We start from the raw sequence: 17,188 nt of genomic DNA, 5'->3' as shown, positions 1-17,188 counted from the left end.
CCGAAGAATATATCAGGAATAGAATCATGTCAATTCAGGCATATATAACCCTTTTATGGTGGCCCGTTGTGAGGTGGTTGATCGCTCTTCTGATTGTTCTAGTGCTTCCCCTCAACGCTGAAACGCACCGCTTAGGTTGTCACCGCTGGCACAGTTGCCCGTCGGATTCCGGCTCCTACATTTGCGGGGATACGGGCAATTGCTCTGAATGCCCGGATAACCAATATTGTAAGGGAGGAAAACCCGGAACCGGCACTAGCGCCGGTGGAAAAGCGGGAAAGTCGTTATACGTTCTGGGTATCGAACTTGATATCGAGAAGCTGTTCGAGGATGGTGACGATTTCCCTTTGCATGAAGGGTTTGGAGAGAAACCCGTTGTGGATGTTTTCCTTAAGAAGGTCCTCTTTCTCGTGGGAAAGCACTGAGGCCGAAAGCAGGATGATCTTTACGGATTCATCCCCGTACAGGGCCCGGATTTCCTTGGCGGCTTCGAATCCGTTCATGACGGGCATCTGGTAGTCCATGAAAACAATATCCGGTTTCCATACCGTTGCGGATTCGATGGCTTCTTGTCCATTCTCCGCAGATCTGACGTCCAGGCCCAACTCGATCAAGAGCTGGGAAAGGACTTCGACGTTATCTGGAATGTCATCGACAATGAGGGCTCTCACACTGCATCCCGTGGGTAGCTTGTAACGGAGGGTCTCAAAGATGCCGTGGGTTTTGGGTTTGGATTCGGCGGCCTGGAGCGGGATAGTGAAATAAAAACAGCTTCCTTTGTTTTCTTCCGAGATGAGCTTCATTTGGCCGCCCATCAACTCAATGAACCTTTTAGAAATGGCCAGGCCGAGTCCGGTCCCGCCTTTCGACTGCCCCAGTTCGGTTTGGCAGAACGGTTCGAAGATCAGCGCCTGCTTTTCTTTTGGGATGCCCCTCCCGGTGTCCTTGACGCCAAATTGAAATTGGCAGTTTCCGAGATGCTTTACCTTCAGGCTGATTCCACCTTTCTCGGTGAACTTGGTGGCGTTGCCTATGAGGTTGATCAAAACCTGCCGCAGTTTCTGATCGTCTCCAAGCACCCAGCAGGGCTGGTCCATTGGGAGTCCTTCTATGAAAAAGTCGATGTTGTTCGTCTTGCAGACCGATTCGAACATAACGGTGATGTCGAGAAGAATTTCGACGAGGTCGAATTCCTGGGCATCGACCGTCATCCTGCCGGCTTCGATCTTTGCAAGGTCGAGGACGTTGTCGATCAGCCGCATCAGATGTTGTCCGGCGCGGTAAATGCCTTCGACTCCATTGCGCTGACGGGGAGTGAGGTTCATTTCATCAAGCTTCATGATCTGCGCGTAACCGAAGATGGCGTTCAACGGGGTGCGGATTTCATGATTCATAGCGGAGAGAAACTCCGACTTGGCCTTATTGGCGCGGTCGGCAAGATTCTTTAATTGCTCCATCTCCTCCACCTGCCCTTTCAGGTTTTTTGCCTGATTCTGGATCAATTTTTTTTGTTTGTGCAGATCCAGAAATACCCGAACTTTGCTGTTGAGGATGAGTGGATTGAGCGGTTTGTAAAGGTAGTCAACCGCGCCGCGCTGGTACCCCTTGAAGACAAAGGGTTCTTCCTTGCTGGAAGCGGTGATGAAAATGATCGGGATGTAGCGGGTTTTCTCGATGCCGCGGATCAAGGAAGCGGCTTCATAACCGTCCATGTTGGGCATTTGAACGTCGAGAAGGATGAGGGCAAAGTCGTGTTCCAATACTTTTGCCAGCGCTTCTTTTCCCGAGTCGGCGCGGACGATACGGCATTTCTCTTCTTCCAGGAGGCTTTCCAATGCCACCAGGTTGGCTTCCACATCGTCCACAATAAGAATGTAGGGGCGATCATCGTTCTTATCGGTATTCATAGTACTTTTGGCTTTCGAGGTTAAACGGGCGGCCTTTCTCGCTTTGGTCATGTCCCCCCTCCGAATATTTACAAATCAAGCCGCTTCTCTCTTTCTATAAATCTTGTTCTTTTCGTCGAACACTTCAAACATCGCTTCGTTTTCTTCGCCAAGCAGGCGCTCATTGGCGCCTGCACAGAAAAATCCTTTATGGCAAAGAGATTCCCAGAAGACACTGACGGCTCTCCTCTTCAATTCGTTGTTGAAGTAAATAAGAACGTTCCGGCAAAAGATCAGATTCATTTCGCCGATGGAACTGTCGGTGGCCAGATTGTGGTCGAAATAAGAAATGTGCTTTCTGAGTTCCCCATTCATGATGACGTTGCCGTAATTGACGGTGCAGTATTTGGAAAGGCTTTCCATTCCTCCGGATTCCAGGTAGTTGTGGGCGTTCTCCTTGATCAGTCCCACCGGATAGATGCCTTCCCGGGCCTTTTGCAAGGCTTCGCCGTTGACGTCGGTGGCATAAATGTGTGTCCGCTCAAACAGGTTTTCCTCCTGAAGCAATATGGCCAGGGAATAAACTTCCTGGCCGGTGCCACAACCTGCGTGCCAGATTTTGATCGACGGATACGATTTGAGGAGAGGCACCACGCGATTGCGTATTGATTTGAAAAACGCGGGGTCCCGGAACAGTTCGGTTACATTGATATAAAAATCCGAAATGACTTTATGAAAGAGTTTCTTGTCATTCAGGATGAGGTGCTGTATCTGGGAAATGGAGTCGATTTTTTCCACTTCCATGCGGCGCTTCAACTGACGGCGAATGGAACTGTAATTGTAGTTGCGGAAATCGTACCCGTACTTCTGGTAAATCACTTCAAGCAGGGCCCACAACTCGAGATTTTCATTGAATTCCTCTTCGGAAAGGAATTGTGTGTTTTCAGCGTTCGCTTTCATGCAGGACCCAAACTTTGATTTGGTTTAGAAGAACGTTTATATCCACGGGCTTGGTCAGATAGTCGTTAGCTCCCGCCTCCAGGCATTTCTGTTTGTCGCCCTTCATGGCCTTGGCTGTCAGCGCGATGATGGGCAGGCTTTTGAATTCCGGAATTTTGCGAATATGCCGCATGCATTCGTAACCATCCATCTCGGGCATCATGATATCCATCAGGACGAGGTTCACATCCTTGTTTTTGCCGAGTTGCTCCAGCGCTTCCTTGCCGTGTTTGGCGATGACCACATTCATGTCGTATTCCTCCAGAACGTGCGCCAGGGCGAAAACGTTCCGCAGGTCGTCATCGACAATGAGGATTTTTTTTCCGGCATACACTTTGGTATCGAGGGAATTCCCTTCCGACCCGGTGGGGCTGTCCTCATTCGGGTGTGCGACTTTATGGAGGAACAGGGTGGCTTCATCGATGAGGCGGTCGAGCGAATGGGCTCCTTTGATGATGATGCTTTCCGAATACCGCTTGAGCTTCACTTCTTCATCAGGCGTCAATTCCCGGCCGGTGTACACGATCACCGGGATATTCTTGAACTTTTTTTTCTTTTTTATCTGTTCAAGAAAATCAAAGCCGGAGATCCCTCCCAGGTGCAGGTCAAGGACAATGCAATCCACCTCACTTTTCTCCAAGACCGTCAAACCCTCTTCCGCCGAGCTCGCGGAGATGACGTGGGTTTGGCCGTTGTCCAGCAATTTTTTTATTTCATCTTGAACGATGGTCTCGTCCTCGACCACGAGCAGGTTCTTGATCCGCTTGGAAATCACTTTTTCAATGCGTAAAAATGCCTCGTCGATTTTTTCCTGTGTGACCGGTTTCTTCACGAAGCCGATCGCCCCCAACGCCATGGCTTCCTTATCTTTGTCGTAAGCGGATATGAAATGGACGGGGATGGGCTTGGTGTCGGGATGGTTTTTCAATTTCTCCATGACCATCAGGCCATCGATGCCGGGGAGGCCGATGTCCAGGATGATAGCCGAGGGCTGAAACTGCTGGGCCAGAAGGATGCCGTTTTCTCCATCGTCAGCGATGAGGCATTTGAACCCCTTATCGTGTGCCATGTCTTTTAGAGCTTTGGCAAACTTCAGGTCGTCTTCGATGATGAGAAGAGTGCGGTCCGAGGCGCGGATTTCCTTGCGGTCGTCGTCCACTTCGGTCGATTGGATGCCCGGGCTTTGGGTTCGGGCCTTTTTGGACTTGCGTCCATTGCCGCCATTACCCTTTGCTGATTCTGTTTTTAAAATGCCAACCGGCTGTTCGACTATCTCCGGCAGAAGGACGGTGAAGGTGGAGCCTTCGCCCACCTTGCTTTGCAACTGAATTTCGCCGCCCATCAGGCGGACGAACTCGCGGGTGATGGACAGGCCCAGCCCGGTGCCGCCGTACTTGCGGCTGGTGGTGCCGTCTTCCTGCTGAAAGGCTTCAAATATCTGCACCCGCTTGGATTCCTGAATGCCTTTGCCTGTATCGGTGACACTGAAGGCAATGGCGGATTCGTGACGCAGTTTTTTGTTTGCCAGTATGATGTCCGAAGAGGGGCGCCGGATATGAATGGTGATGCCTCCTTTTTCCGTGAACTTGAACGCATTGGAAAGCAGGTTGCGCAGGATGTGTTCCAGATGCTTGGCGTCGCAGATCATGGCTTCCGGAAGCGTGGGATCGAGTTCGATGGCAAATCCCAGTTCCTTGTCGTCGGCCAGCGGCTGGAAGTTGCGCTTCAGGGTTTCCGTCACTCTTTCGAGATTCACCTCTTCCAGAACCATTTCCATGTTGCCGGATTCGATCTTCGACAGGTCGAGGATGTCGTTGATCAGGTTCAACAGATCGTTGCCGGAACTGTGAATGGTTCTTGCAAACTCCTCCTGCTTGGTGGAGAGGTTGCCGTCCTTGTTGTCCATAAGCAGGCGGGACAGAATGAGCATGCTGTTGAGAGGGGTCCTCAACTCGTGCGACATGTTGGCGAGGAACTCGGACTTGTACTTGCTCGCGATTTCCAGTTCCTTGACTTTCTGGTTGACCAGTGCGTTCTTCTTTTCGATTTCCTGTTTCTGGGTTTCCAACAGAGAGGCCTGCTCTTCGAGTTGCCGATTGGTTTCCTGAAGCTCTTCCTGTTGCTGCACGAGTTTGTATTCGGATTCCTTGAGCGCCTGCGCCTGGATTTCCAACTCATGATTGGATTCTTGGAGTTCCGTTTGCTGTTGAGCCAGTTCCTCGGCCTGGGCCCGGGTTTCCTCCAGTGCGTCCTTGATTTTCTCCTGCGCGATCTCCAGGGAAATCTTGGCGGCAATGGCCCCTGCCGCCTGATTCACAAACTCCAGGTGGTTGCCCATGATTTCCTGTAATGACCCTAGCTCGATGACCCCGACCACTTTTCTTTCGGAAATCAACGGGACAAAGAGGAGCATTTTGGGAGGGGCTTCGCCCAGGCTGGATTTGATCTTGAAATAGTCCTCGGGAACTTCTCTGACCTGAATGGTTTTCATCTCCACGGCGGCCTGGCCTATGTATCCCTCCCCAAACTGAAAATTTTCCTTCAAACTGTGCGGGTTGGCGTAAGCGTATCCGGCGGAAAATCTTAAAAAGTTTTCCTGCACGATATAGAACGCTCCCATCTGGATTTCCAGCCGTTTCACCATAAAGCTTATGATTTGCTGGGCGGATACCTTGAGGTCCTGCGATTTTTGCATGATTTCAAACAGATCGGAAATGCCCGTCTTCACCCATCCCTGGTGAGTGGCCAGCGCTTCGGCTTTCTGCAACTGCACCAGGGTGATTTCATTTTCCTTGATGGTATTCACAAACGTGCCCAGCGTGCTTTTGTATTCCAGCACGAGTCCTGCAAATGGAACCAGGTAAGCGACGATCTTCAGGAAGTGGGCCACGTTGAAGGCATTGTCGAACAGCGCTTCCGAACCAAAAGCCATGTACGCCTGGGTGAGGATATGGGCAACCATGCTGACCCACACCGAATGGACAAAAACCGTCCTCTCCCGCTGATAGAAACGGGGGAGCAGGTAAACTCCCGCAAACAGATAAAGGGTTAACGGCACCACATCCCAGGGCCGGGTGAACAGGGCGTCCGGAAACATGGTCTGCGGAAGCTCCGTGCTGGAGGCGCAATACTGGATGATGGAATACGCCACCAGCGCGAAGATAAACCCAATGCCCGCAAGAAACTTCAATTGGTCCGTGCTTTTCTCGTGGCCGGACCGCATCAACAGCATCACTGCGGCGATCAGGATGATGGCATTGAAGACGCGGGATATGGCCCAGGTGAAAGGAGACAGGTTGGTGGCCAAAGCCTTACCTTCAATTAAACGGTCCGAGGCCAGGGTGTGAAATGCATCCACCATGCCCGAGCACACAAAGACCATGGCGATGATGGGCAGGGTCAAATCCCGGTTGAAATAGAAATTGAACAGGGCGAGAACGAAAACCACAATGGCGGCGGCAATCGCACTCCATTCCAGAATCGTGTGCATGAACGCGCCGGATTGGGAGTGGATAGCCCTTTCCTCAAGTTCTGCGGGACCCAACTGGCTGAGCACGGCTGGGTCGAGGGGAACGGACTTGGAACCAAAGTCATAACCCATCAGGTTCAGAAAAAGCGGGAAGAAACACACGGCCAAAACAGTCCAGGTGAGCCCCGTGGGCATGCGTGTGTCCCGGGCTTTGCCCGTGCCTTTTGCTTCTTCCAAATCAGAGAATTGAGTTGCGTTTTCCATAACTCATCCAGTCCATTGAGGAAGGGGGTGTCCGGCTCTTGCCGCTACGGCGGGCTCTGAAAACGGCGCCCTGTAAGGGAATTCGGCAGAGGAAGTCCCGAGCAGACATACCCAATGGTGAGTGCCTTGCAAAGCCCGGTTCCGGTTTTGGATGAAAGTCGAGAGCTTGCGAAAAGCCAAAAGGTGCGAATGGCTGAAGAGGGTTGTGCTCAGGGTGCTGTTGGAAGGGATGTCCGGGTGTGAGGTCCTGTCAAAATTAAAATTCTTCCAGCATTTGACGAAATGAAAAAAACACCCGCTTGCCAAGGTTGCAAGCCGGGAATATCTGAAAGGACTTGGCCGCGCCTTTATTTTTCGTGAAATTCCCTTCATAGCCCGTGCCTTTGAAACTTGCTTGACCAATGAACCGCTTCCATAAGGATGATGGAAGGCTCTAATGACCTCAATTTCAGCAACCTGGAACTATTAAGTGACACATGCTCAACCAGTTTCGACTTATTCAGGGAAAAGATGCCGCTATGTTGATGATCAAAAATTAAGTTTTTGTTTTCTGTTCTCTACCCCCCCCCGAGAGAATTGCGTGCATATTCAATAAGCCTTTTTCAATTTGAATGATTCCAATCAATAAAGCCAATAAAATCAAGAATACCGTAAAAAAATATAGCCAAAAAGAAAAATATTTAGAAGGCCGAAATTTTGTAAAAATTTTTATTCTTTACCTAAAGGTAATTAAAAAATAGTAACTTACAGTGATATTTAGACAGAAAAAGTTGCTGTGAGGGCGGGAGACTCTGAATACAGAATATACAGTTATAGCGCGTCTCCGGATTGAGAGACGTTGAAAAGATACTTGGGATGTAGCCAACTACATGGATATGGGCAGGCCACAGGCCTTCTAACTCTATTTTTTTCAACAATAAATGCGGGGAAAGGTTTTGGAGCGAATAGCTTTAAACTTGTCAAGCTTGGGTGGCAGGGAATGGACGACAGGGTGGGACACGAAATGGGTTTGGTAATGCCGCAAATTTAAACTTTATTCGTCATGTCTGACTTTATTCAGGATATCCTGAATTTTTTTAGACTCAAACAGCCGGCTCAGCTTGTACAAGCGGTCGGCGAGTTCCGCCTCTTTGGGTCCGAGGCCTTTCAATTTACTGAGGTGCTTTTCGAAGTCCAGGAACAGACCCATACGGGCGCTGTATTCCAGCTTGGACCACAAGGCGTGGGGGAGGGTGATGGCCTGGTAATCCAGCTTCACGGGGAAAGCCTCTTTCGTCGCTTTGGCGGGGGCAGTTCCGGGACCGGGTTTCTCGACCGCAAACTTGTCCTTCAACAAATTCCGGGTGATGGTCAAAAGCTCCTCATAGACCACCGGCTTTCTTAAAACCGCATCGGCACCTTCCTTTAAAAATTCCTTGGTCTGGTGGGTCAGGGTGGAGGCAGTGGTCATGACGATTTTGAATCGCTCCTTGCCGTATTTGTCATGAATCCGTTTCATCATTTCGGAGCCGGTCATGCCCGGCATGTGCTGGTCGAGAAAAATGATGTCCGGCTTCCAGCTTTCGATCAGTTTCAATCCTTCCTCTCCGCCCTCCGCCATTTGCACCTCAGCGCCAAGAGTGGAGATCAATTCCTTTAGAATATCCAGGTTGGCGGTGTTATCGTCCACCAGCAGGGCCTGGATGAGGGGAGAGCCCGCCATCTGCGTCTCCATGTCTTCCAGCATCATGTCGACGTTCACTTTTCTTTCTGCATGCAGAAGGATTAGAGAAAAGTAAAACCGCGTTCCCTTGCCGAGCTTGGTTTCAAATTTAAGTTGGCCGTCCATGATTTCCACCAGCCTTTTGGCGATGGTGAGCCCCATGCCGGTGCCATCTTTCTTACGCCCGGCCTGGCCCTGGTGGAAAGGCTCAAAAATGAAGGCGTATTCCTCCTTCGGGATGCCGGGGCCGGTGTCGATGATCTCAAACAGGAATTCTTCGTTTGCTTTTGGCGTGACGCGGAACAGCACCCCACCCCGGTCGGTGAACTTGGTGGCGTTGCTCAGCAGTTTGACCAACACCCGGCGGATTTTTCCCTCGTCCCCCCACACCCACCGCTCTTCATCCAAGGGAAATGCTTCCAGCCTGAACTGGATGTCCTTCTGCTGGCAGTCCACGCGCGTGACCTCCGCCAGTTGATTGATCAGGTGGGACAGGTTGAACTCATGGCGGTCCAGGTTTTCCTTGCGCGCTTCGATTTTGGACACGTCCAGGATGTCATTGATGAGCGCGAGGAGGTGGTCTCCGGACCGGTACACCATATTTATTTTTTCTATTTGATCGTCAGTGAGGTTGGTCCCACGTCTCAGGATCTGGCTGTAACCGAGTATGGCATTGAGCGGCGTCCGGATTTCGTGGCTCATGTTCACCAGAAACAGGCTTTTGGCGTCGTCCATTTGCTTCGCTTCCTTCGCCTGTTTTTCCGCCTGGAAGGCTCTTCGCGTGTGCTCAATAACCTGTTCTTCCAGTTCGTCCTGATTTTTTTTGATCACGGTGGCCATGCGGTTGAAGGAACGCGCGAGTTGTCCCACCTCGTCATTGGAATTCACCGCAAGCCCTATGTCCCAGTTACCGCGGCTGATGGCTTCCGCCTGCCGGGTCAGATGTTCGATGGGCCGCAAGGTGTAGCGCATGAAGGCACCACTGGAGACCGCCAGAATGAGGGCCAATAATAAAAGTCCCCCCACCAGCTGGGTTTTCAAGTCCGAGACCGGCGCCAGCACTTCCTCGCGGTCCACCATTAAGACGAGGTTCCATCCCAATCCTTTAAAATCCTGCCAGCCGTCAGAAGAAGCAAAGGCGGTCAGGGAAGGACCGTACCGGGTATCGCCATATATAAAGGGACGGCCCGTTTTCAGGGCTTCCTGCACTTTCTCCCAATAGGGAAACTTTTCCCCAAAACTCCCGGCCAGGCTGGCGGACTTTGGAGCCAAACCATTGGCTCCGAGGACCAGGGTTTCTCCGTTTTTGTTGAGCAAAAAATATTTCAGGCTTTTCAGTTCCGATTTTTTCCGCACGTCATCCAGAATTTCTTCAAAAAGCTTCACATTCAGCTCTGCCCGGACCAGCCCGTCAAACCGCCCTTTATCATCTGTTGTTTTTTTGGAAATAGTCAGGATGTGGGCATTGGCGTTTTTATCGTAGTGGACATCCCCGAAGGAAAGGCCGCTTTGACTCTGGACGGCTCTTTGGTACCACGCTTCGTCCGCCTGATAAAAATCGGCCGTGCGCGGGTAGGCTCCCATGACGACTCCGTAGCGATTGACTGCGAATATCTCGCTGAACACATAAAACTTGAATTTATTGTTCAGGAACTGAATTTTATTTTCGAATTCGCGAGAGAGCGGGTTGAGAAGAATACTGCGGATTTCCGGGGTGTCCAATCCGTTTTCCCAGGCTTCATTCACCTTGGTGATAAAACCTTCCCGGTCGGACATGGACGCGTATTTCTGGTTCGACTGTTCAAACAAGCGATCGGTGGACATATCGAGGAGTTGAAGTTCCACCTCCTCAATCCGCAGGAAAAGACTGCGGTCGATGGCGTCCATGGCACCTTCGGTCAGATCATGAAGCTCGGAACCGATGCGGGTTTGGAGAACCGTTTCAAAGCGCAGGATGAAGAAAAAAAAGGATAGGCCGAATATGATGCAGACAATGATGATACATAGATTGACCTTTTGTTTTAGACTCATAAGGCATCAGAGGGCATCATTAATAACCTTGCTCTAAAACCAATTTAAGGGGTGAAAAAGGAAAGTCAATTTCAATTCATTCCTGGCGGAGGCACCAAGAATTATTCAACGCAATTATTTTAGAATATCCGATATCACTCGCAATGGTATTGAGCGGAGTGGGTTGAAAGAGGCTGAAGTCACTTGGTGTATGTGGACAGCGATCAGTGGAGGGATTCGGCGTGAATTGATTAAAAAAGAAACCTGGCATCTGCCTACAGAGTGGATATGAGTTTTTCAACCAGAGGTTGCATTGCGGAGCCGTCCCGTGCTGTCAGAATCCGGTCGTCGGCCAGCAAGGCTTCATCTTCACAAAACACGCCCTGGTTGTTCAATTCCTGCATTGCCGCGGGGTCGCTGGGAGAGGCGGCGCGTCCCTGAAGCAGGGATGCCCGCGCCAGCACGACAATAGCGGAATCCACGGCGGCGAGGACGCTCCCCGCACGGTGATGATCCACCAGGATCTGCGGCACGATGGGGTCGTTCCATAAGGACTTGGCCGCTCCCTTGCCGCCCGTCAGCACGATGGCATGGTATTTCCCGAAAACACCTTCCTGCTTGTTCCAGTCGATGATTGCGCCCTGCGGGGTGAACCGCTCCCGCTCCATGCCCACGGCCTCCCGGCCGGACTTCGATAACACCACCACTCTGGCGCCGGTGGGTTTCAAGGCATCCAGCAAACCATGCAATTGCTGTTCGTTGAACTGGTTGTTTGGCATGATGATGAGGATGTTTTTACCGGTCAGGGGCATGATTGTCTCAAAATTTTGAAATATATATGGTTAGTCTGAAAACGCTTTTCATTCTATTGAAATGGGTCTTTTTCAGGTACTCTTTGTATTCGAGCTGCCGATAATTTTTCATTCTGTTTCTTTATGGGGGTGGCATGGAACAAAGCAACCTGATTCTCATTGTCGATGATGATCGCGACAGTTGCCAGATATTGAGTGAATTTTTCAAGGTGATGAACTACAAAGTGGAAACTGCCGAAGATGGCAAGGTTGGCTTGGAAAAATTTTTTCGATCCAAACCCACTCTCGTCATTTTAGATATCCGTATGCCAATCATGGATGGCTGCCAGATGTTGAAACGCATTCGCGAGATCGACACCACCACGCCGGTGATCATCATCTCCGCCCAGACCTATCTGGAAGGTGCGGAGGAATGTATAAAACAGGGAGCCACCGAGGTCCTCCACAAGCCCATCGAGTTGAATCAACTCGATACAATGGTGAGCCGTCATCTGAAGTCCTGAGCCTTGATACCCTGACGGGGGCGAACTGGACCTGCCGTGTCAGGTGTAAGACAGGGGAACCAGGTACACTTGGTCCGCTTCCTCCTGCTTGATGAAGGATTTTGTGGTGGGGCACTGGAACGGGTTGGCCATCACGTTTTTCACATCCGCCGGCAGGCCTTCTCCTTTCCAAATTTCCTCCACGCTTTTGGTTTCATCCGGACCATTCTCCAGCAGAACATGGTGCCGGGTGGGGTGCAGGTCGCCGCAGGCGTCGCACACACTGTGGATCTCATACTTTTTCATTACCAACTCCCGATCAGACGATTCAAAGTTCCCGAAACGACAGGATTCCGAATTGTTTCCATTAATCCCTCTTTTTGTCAAGTGAATGAGGGGAGATCATTTCGGCGGGTTGAAGGGAATCTCCTGGGTGAACACCGGCGGGTGGCGGGAATCGAAATAGCCCTCGACCACCAGCAATCCGCGTGGGTCGTCCGCCTTGACCACCAGCTGGCGTCCGGTCTTGTTGAGGTGGGGTTGCCCCGGCAGGATCAGGGTGTCTTTCGGGATCATTGGGATGCGGAGGGATTTGGCCGCTTCGACCTCATCCTCGTGGCCATCTTCCATAGGCGGCCAACTCGCTTTGCCCGGAGTGGAGAACATCCATTTCACAAACTCCGAAGGCCGTTGGTCGGGGAACATGGCGGAAAACGAGGAACGGGAAACCTGGCGCGGCGCGGAAAGATAGCGCACCACCTTCACCGCCTGCTCCAGACGCGGGTAGGCGGGGGAATCCTTCCAGTCAATAAACAGCAGGGGCAGAACCAGTAAAAATCCCAATGCCCCCCATATGGCAAACGCCTTCGCTCCCTGGCCGGCCGTTCTCATCTTCCTCCATTGCGATTCAGTTCCATCGACGAATTCAGTTTCGCAAAAAAATAAAAGAAACGATAGGTGTTTGCGAAGGGGAGGGCTGGTGGAGGGCTCAATTCATGTCCTGTTTCAAAACCTGAAGCAGTTCTTTCTGCGCCAGGGGGTTGGTGGACAACTGGTCGAGAAAGCGGAGTTCGAAGATCACCTGGTTGTCCTTGATCCATATCTTTGGGAAAGGCGTTTCGATTTCGTTGAACACATACTCCCGCTTGCCGACCTTCATGATGGCCCGGGGGGAAGGGGGCTCGAAACCGAACGCGCTCGTGTAAGGAATTTCCTGCTCCTTTAAAAACGCTTCCAGCTTGCCCTCGCTGTCGGCCACCATCAGCTTGTGTTCCTTCGCCCATTCGCGAAAGGCTTTGAACATGTCGCGCGGAAAGCCCGTGATGGGAATGGTGTCGAGGTGCTCCCAGCGCTCGCCCTTGTTGACCTCAATCACCAGGTCAAAGTGCTGTAATGCGTCGTTCACATCCGGAAGGGTGACCTCGATGTCCGCCTCGCATGTGCTTTCCGTCACCTGCGTTACGGGAATGGAACTGGTGTTCTGTTTACGAAAAAGCTGACTGCGGATCTGAGTGCATTCGTTGACTTTATAACCGTTGGGAACGCTCAGGGTGGTGCCGCCGAACTGATGGTACTTGCTTTGCCGGGGCAGAGCGGTGAAGGCAATGGAGGGAAAAAGCAGGATCACCACAAGCCAGGGCAGAAAACCTGCCTGGCGGGTATGGGGTGTACCGGAACCGGGTGAAAAAGGAAAACGAACGAACATGATCCCTACCTGGAAAGCGGTTGTTTTGCGGCCATCATATCGAAATCAAAAGTCACCGCATAGCGCAAAAATGGGGCAGATGCGGCGCCGGGGCGGGAAAACTTTGAAATTATTTTCATAATGAACTTCATAAAAATGAATCTTTGCCAGAGCCGGGGCAACCCGGACAACTTCCATTTAAAATACATACAAAACGTTTCAAAAAAGCTTATGGGGATATTGCAGATACGAAACGATTTTATGGCGAGGGCAGGCCGGCTTTGCCGCCAAAGCAGGTGACCCGGCTCACCGCCATCTGTTAAAATCGGTTCTTTTTTGAACGGACCCCCAAACCCGAAACCGAAGCCCTTCGATAATGCAATCGCCATCGGCTCGCCGCCTCCGACCCCTCCATCAAATGAAATCCGCTTTGCATTGCCTTTTGGGGTTGTGGTTCGCTTTCGCCGCTGCAGTCGCGGCACACGCGGAGCCGGTCCAACTGGAGGAGATGGTTTCCCCTTCCACCGGCATCGAACTGGTGCGCATCCCCGGCGGATGTTACGTCATGGGCGACGACCGGGGCTATGATTACGAGCGGCCTGCGCATGAAGTGTGCGTCGGCGATTTTTATATCGGGCGCTATGAGGTGACGCAGGAACAGTACCAAAAACTGATGGGAGAGAATCCGTCGAAATACCGGGAACCCCGCCGTCCGGTGGAGCGCATCTCGTGGAACGACGCCGTGGCGTTCATCCAAAAGCTCAACGAGACCGAAAACACCAGCGCCTACCGCCTGCCCACGGAGGCGGAATGGGAACGCGCCGCGCGGGGCGGCACCACCACGCGTTACTATTGGGGCGATGAAATCGACAATGCCTACGTCTGGTACTACGGCTCCGCCGGGTTTCAGACACACCCCGTCGGCACGCGCAAGCCGAACCCCTTCGGGTTGTATGACATGTTGGGAAATGTGTGGGAGTGGGTGAGCGACTGGTACGATCCGGAGTACTATGCCACAAGCCCCCGCGACAATCCCAGGGGACCGGAAACCGGCCGCTTCAAAACCCGCCGAGGCGGCGCGGTGACCAACCTCGTCACTTATGTGCGCTCCGCCACCCGCTACCGCGGGCCTCCCGGCCACCGCCATTACATCCTTGGCTTTCGTATCGCCCGTTCGGTGGGTTCCGGGGTAAAGCCGGAACGGTAATTTGAGGTTTCGATTTTACGGCAAATGGTGTACGGTTTTTGGCATACCGTCACCGTCAATCAATGGAGAGAAAGCGTTATGCCTTCCGAACACCAGCGCCGATTTTCTTTGGATAAGGTCGAGATCGACCCCGCCATCAAAAACCGCATCATGTCCGCCGATGGAGACGAGCATGTCGGCGACTGGGACGGCGAGCACATCGAAGACCTGGTCAAGGAACTGGACCGCATCGAAGAGCGGGTGGATGCCAGTTATTCCAACCTGCCGCACCATCAAAACATTCCCGAAGACCTGCGCGACAAGGTGGAAAAGGATTATCCGATCTGGGCCTGCGACCGTCATGGCAAATGCCTGGTCGGGGAAAACTCCGACACCATCGAAACGGTCGAAACCATCCGCGCCCACTACGAAAAAGAGTATGGCGGCGTGGACCAGTTCCTCGAAAAACTGCGAATCCAACGCGAGCAATTCGAAGCCGAGTTGCGCGCAAAAAATAAATAAAGATTTCTCTACCCCAATTGGGCTAGTTTGTTTTTATTGAATTTTAACGACTTTTTTGCCTGCCTTTTTTCCGCTCGGTTGAAGTCCCAAAGCCCGCCTTCCGATAACGGATAAGTCTTGACAGCCTTTGAATACCTGTTATAAGGGAATTGGATTTAAAGATTTTCAGGGGGGTTGTTATGCCGATAGGAAAAGTGAAGTGGTTCAGCAACAAAAAGGGTTATGGATTCATCCAGTCTGAAGAAGGAAAAGACATTTTTGTTCACTACTCAGCGATTCAAGAGGAGGGTTATCGGTCACTCACCCAGGGGCAGGATGTGGAGTTTGAAATCAGCGATGGTCCCAAGGGACCGCAGGCTTCCAATGTGTTGAAGAAGGAACTCTGACTCACGCGGTGGCGGCGATGATAAAAGCGGGGCTGTGGCCCCGCTTTTTTTTATGCCCGATTGTTTTGAAACCAGCGCGCCGCCAGAGCCAGAAGGAACAGTCCTCCGAAAGTCGCGACGATCATCGCGCCGGTCGGCACATCGAGGGAAAACGACAAGGCGAGTCCCAACAGGCTTCCCCCGCTTCCGATCAAAGATCCCAGCACGAACTGCCGGTTGAAAGTTTTTGCAAACAACGTGGCGCATACCGCCGGGATGATGAGCAGGGTGAATACGAGAAAGATGCCCGCGGTTTTGATCGAGGCGGCAATCACCACCCCCAACAGTGTGTAAAACGCAAAATCCCACAGGGCGCGGCTGTAGGAACGGGCGTTGGCCGATTTGCGGTCGAACCAGGTCTCGATCGGTTTCCGCCACTTCCATGCAAGCAGGCCCACTCCGCCCGCCGTCACCGCGAGTGTGACGACACCCGTCCAGGTGATCCACAAAATCGACCCGTTGAGCATGAAGCGGATGTGCTCGGCGGCGTGCGGTGCGCGATCGGCGATGATGATGGCGAGCGACGCGCCGACCACATACACGATGCCGATCACCGCTTCCTGCGACACCTCGGGAAAGCGGTATTCCACCAGCGCAAAGAACAACGCCCCCATAAGAATGAACAGCAGAGAGAGTCCCTGCGCACCCCAGGAGTGCGCGTCCCACTCCAGGGCGAAACCCAGCGTCGCGCCCAGCGCCGCCAATTGTGCGAGAGATAAATCGACAAAGATCACCTCGCGCTTCAAAACGTGCAGGCCGAAGTAAGTAAAGACGAGCGCCAGGATGACACAACCCACCGCGGGGGCGGCCATGAAAGTGAGGAATCCGCTCATGGTTGAAGGGCTCCGTAAATTTTGCCAACCAGAAACTCAAAGAAGTCGATGGTGGTTCGTGCTTCCGGAACGCCGCCCACACCCGGAGGCAGACTGAGGATGCGCGCTCCGGTTTTTTCCGCGAGCAGTTCGGAAAAACGCAGGCGGTAATAGCTGGCTTGCAGGATAACCGTAACCTTCTGCGATTTCATTTTTGCCGCAAGCTCCGCCAGATGAGCGGGAGTGGGTTGCACACCGGGTTTGACTTCCACGGTGCCGATCGATTCGATGCCGAACCGCTGAAGGAAATAATCCCATGTGCGGTGGTAGGTGACGAGCCGCGCGCCCTTTACGGGTTGCATGATGCGTTTCCACTGCGCCAAATTGCCTTCAAACTGTTTTACAAACCGGTCGCGGTTGGCGGTGAAATCGCTTTCGTGTGCCGGGTCGAGTTGGATCAGGTGATCTGTCAGCAGAAACACCATGGGCTTGATGTTCTCCGGGTCCAGCGTGTAGTGCGGGTTGCCGAAGGGATGCACGTCGCCCATCGACCGGTCCACCGGGCCCGTCGGAATCTGGATGGGATCGATGGCCAGGGACATGTCGAGCAGTCCGGGTTCGCCGTACCGGATTTTTGAGTTGCGCGCGCCCTGGATCAACAACGGCAACCAGCCGACTTCCAGATCCAGCCCCTGGTAGATCAGAAGGTCCGCGTCGTGCAGGATGAGCATGAGACTCGGCTTAGCCTGCACGAAATGCGAGTCCTGATAGCCCCGGGTGAGGCTCGCGACTTCCACATGCCCGCCGCCCACCTCGCGTGCAAGAGAAGCCAGGTCCTCGGTGGTGGTGACAATTTTCATCGTGGCGTGGGCCGGGACGGCACCCACCAGGAAAAAGAGTGCGATCGCGATGCTTGCCGCATAACCCGGACGCCT

At 52.5% G+C, this 17,188-nt stretch carries 15 protein-coding genes; 4 read left to right on the top strand and 11 right to left on the bottom strand.

What is annotated here, in order from left to right:
• Positions 1 to 284: 284 nt before the first annotated feature.
• From J2S31_RS09195 to J2S31_RS09175, 5 genes are all read right to left on the bottom strand, one after another.
• A complete protein-coding gene (locus tag J2S31_RS09195) occupies positions 285 to 1,907 on the bottom strand; it encodes a response regulator (RefSeq protein WP_237098792.1) in 1,623 nt (540 codons plus the stop codon).
• A 75-nt stretch (positions 1,908 to 1,982) separates the two neighbouring features.
• Positions 1,983 to 2,846, bottom strand: a complete 864-nt coding sequence (locus J2S31_RS09190; RefSeq protein WP_237098791.1) for a CheR family methyltransferase — start codon at positions 2,844 to 2,846, stop codon at positions 1,983 to 1,985.
• Positions 2,830 to 6,618 (bottom strand): response regulator, encoded by a 3,789-nt coding sequence (locus J2S31_RS09185; protein ID WP_237098790.1) that lies wholly within the window; start codon positions 6,616 to 6,618, stop codon positions 2,830 to 2,832. Before J2S31_RS09185 ends, J2S31_RS09190 begins: the two co-directional genes overlap by 17 nt.
• 1,033 nt (positions 6,619 to 7,651) lie before the next feature.
• Complete coding sequence (locus J2S31_RS09180; protein WP_237098789.1) at positions 7,652 to 10,351, bottom strand: hybrid sensor histidine kinase/response regulator; 2,700 nt, start codon at positions 10,349 to 10,351, stop codon at positions 7,652 to 7,654.
• Positions 10,352 to 10,605: 254 nt separating this feature from the next.
• A complete protein-coding gene (locus J2S31_RS09175; RefSeq protein WP_237098788.1) occupies positions 10,606 to 11,142 on the bottom strand; it encodes a DJ-1/PfpI family protein in 537 nt (178 codons plus the stop codon).
• Between the two features lie 134 nt (positions 11,143 to 11,276).
• On the opposite strand from J2S31_RS09175, the gene J2S31_RS09170 reads away from it, so the two are divergent.
• On the top strand, positions 11,277 to 11,645 hold the full coding sequence (locus tag J2S31_RS09170) for a response regulator (protein ID WP_237098787.1): 369 nt from the start codon (positions 11,277 to 11,279) through the stop codon (positions 11,643 to 11,645).
• 39 nt (positions 11,646 to 11,684) lie between these two features.
• Here J2S31_RS09170 and J2S31_RS09165 read toward each other — a convergent pair whose 3' ends face one another.
• The 4 genes from J2S31_RS09165 to J2S31_RS09150 form a co-directional block, all read right to left on the bottom strand.
• Positions 11,685 to 11,930, bottom strand: a complete 246-nt coding sequence (locus tag J2S31_RS09165; protein WP_237098786.1) for a hypothetical protein — start codon at positions 11,928 to 11,930, stop codon at positions 11,685 to 11,687.
• A 96-nt stretch (positions 11,931 to 12,026) separates the two neighbouring features.
• A complete protein-coding gene (locus J2S31_RS09160; protein WP_237098785.1) occupies positions 12,027 to 12,515 on the bottom strand; it encodes a hypothetical protein in 489 nt (162 codons plus the stop codon).
• A gap of 97 nt (positions 12,516 to 12,612) precedes the next feature.
• A complete protein-coding gene (locus J2S31_RS09155; protein WP_237098784.1) occupies positions 12,613 to 13,329 on the bottom strand; it encodes a hypothetical protein in 717 nt (238 codons plus the stop codon).
• Positions 13,330 to 13,334: 5 nt separating this feature from the next.
• Positions 13,335 to 13,697, bottom strand: coding sequence for a hypothetical protein (locus J2S31_RS09150; RefSeq protein WP_237098783.1), 363 nt, complete (start codon positions 13,695 to 13,697; stop codon positions 13,335 to 13,337).
• 119 nt (positions 13,698 to 13,816) lie between these two features.
• Between J2S31_RS09150 and J2S31_RS09145 the strand changes: the two genes are divergently transcribed.
• The 3 genes from J2S31_RS09145 (at position 13,817) to J2S31_RS09135 (ending at position 15,402) form a co-directional block, all read left to right on the top strand.
• On the top strand, positions 13,817 to 14,515 hold the full coding sequence (locus J2S31_RS09145; RefSeq protein ID WP_237098782.1) for a formylglycine-generating enzyme family protein: 699 nt from the start codon (positions 13,817 to 13,819) through the stop codon (positions 14,513 to 14,515).
• Positions 14,516 to 14,593: 78 nt separating this feature from the next.
• A complete protein-coding gene (locus tag J2S31_RS09140) occupies positions 14,594 to 15,016 on the top strand; it encodes a hypothetical protein (protein ID WP_237098781.1) in 423 nt (140 codons plus the stop codon).
• 179 nt (positions 15,017 to 15,195) lie between these two features.
• Positions 15,196 to 15,402, top strand: a complete 207-nt coding sequence (locus J2S31_RS09135; RefSeq protein WP_237098780.1) for a cold-shock protein — start codon at positions 15,196 to 15,198, stop codon at positions 15,400 to 15,402.
• 50 nt (positions 15,403 to 15,452) lie between these two features.
• Here J2S31_RS09135 and J2S31_RS09130 read toward each other — a convergent pair whose 3' ends face one another.
• Both J2S31_RS09130 and J2S31_RS09125 read right to left on the bottom strand, forming a co-directional pair.
• Positions 15,453 to 16,274 carry a metal ABC transporter permease gene (locus J2S31_RS09130; protein WP_237098779.1) on the bottom strand — a complete coding sequence of 274 codons (822 nt, stop codon included), beginning with the start codon at positions 16,272 to 16,274 and terminating at the stop codon, positions 15,453 to 15,455.
• Positions 16,271 to 17,113 (bottom strand): metal ABC transporter substrate-binding protein, encoded by an 843-nt coding sequence (locus J2S31_RS09125; RefSeq protein ID WP_237098778.1) that lies wholly within the window; start codon positions 17,111 to 17,113, stop codon positions 16,271 to 16,273. The genes J2S31_RS09130 and J2S31_RS09125 overlap by 4 nt, the downstream gene beginning before the upstream one ends.
• Between the last annotated feature and the right edge of the window lie 75 nt (positions 17,114 to 17,188).

This window comes from Nitrospina gracilis Nb-211 (assembly GCF_021845525.1).
Classification (GTDB): domain Bacteria; phylum Nitrospinota; class Nitrospinia; order Nitrospinales; family Nitrospinaceae; genus Nitrospina; species Nitrospina gracilis_A.
Note: the sequence above shows the minus strand (reverse complement) of the source record. Positions and strands in the feature narration are given on the sequence as shown.

Excerpts from the sequence above, each read along its gene's own strand:
- J2S31_RS09150 (WP_237098783.1), bottom strand. The coding sequence starts at position 13,697 with ATGGCGATTGCATTATCGAAGGGCTTCGGTTTCGGGTTTGGGGGTCCG.
- J2S31_RS09195 (WP_237098792.1), bottom strand. The coding sequence starts at position 1,907 with ATGAATACCGATAAGAACGATGATCGCCCCTACATTCTTATTGTGGAC.
- J2S31_RS09160 (WP_237098785.1), bottom strand. The coding sequence starts at position 12,515 with ATGAGAACGGCCGGCCAGGGAGCGAAGGCGTTTGCCATATGGGGGGCA.
- J2S31_RS09170 (WP_237098787.1), top strand. The coding sequence starts at position 11,277 with ATGGAACAAAGCAACCTGATTCTCATTGTCGATGATGATCGCGACAGT.
- J2S31_RS09185 (WP_237098790.1), bottom strand. The coding sequence starts at position 6,618 with ATGGAAAACGCAACTCAATTCTCTGATTTGGAAGAAGCAAAAGGCACG.
- J2S31_RS09130 (WP_237098779.1), bottom strand. The coding sequence starts at position 16,274 with ATGAGCGGATTCCTCACTTTCATGGCCGCCCCCGCGGTGGGTTGTGTC.
- J2S31_RS09135 (WP_237098780.1), top strand. The coding sequence starts at position 15,196 with ATGCCGATAGGAAAAGTGAAGTGGTTCAGCAACAAAAAGGGTTATGGA.
- J2S31_RS09190 (WP_237098791.1), bottom strand. The coding sequence starts at position 2,846 with ATGAAAGCGAACGCTGAAAACACACAATTCCTTTCCGAAGAGGAATTC.
- J2S31_RS09180 (WP_237098789.1), bottom strand. The coding sequence starts at position 10,351 with ATGAGTCTAAAACAAAAGGTCAATCTATGTATCATCATTGTCTGCATC.
- J2S31_RS09145 (WP_237098782.1), top strand. The coding sequence starts at position 13,817 with ATGGTTTCCCCTTCCACCGGCATCGAACTGGTGCGCATCCCCGGCGGA.
- J2S31_RS09155 (WP_237098784.1), bottom strand. The coding sequence starts at position 13,329 with ATGTTCGTTCGTTTTCCTTTTTCACCCGGTTCCGGTACACCCCATACC.
- J2S31_RS09165 (WP_237098786.1), bottom strand. The coding sequence starts at position 11,930 with ATGAAAAAGTATGAGATCCACAGTGTGTGCGACGCCTGCGGCGACCTG.
- J2S31_RS09175 (WP_237098788.1), bottom strand. The coding sequence starts at position 11,142 with ATGCCCCTGACCGGTAAAAACATCCTCATCATCATGCCAAACAACCAG.
- J2S31_RS09125 (WP_237098778.1), bottom strand. The coding sequence starts at position 17,113 with ATGAAAATTGTCACCACCACCGAGGACCTGGCTTCTCTTGCACGCGAG.
- J2S31_RS09140 (WP_237098781.1), top strand. The coding sequence starts at position 14,594 with ATGCCTTCCGAACACCAGCGCCGATTTTCTTTGGATAAGGTCGAGATC.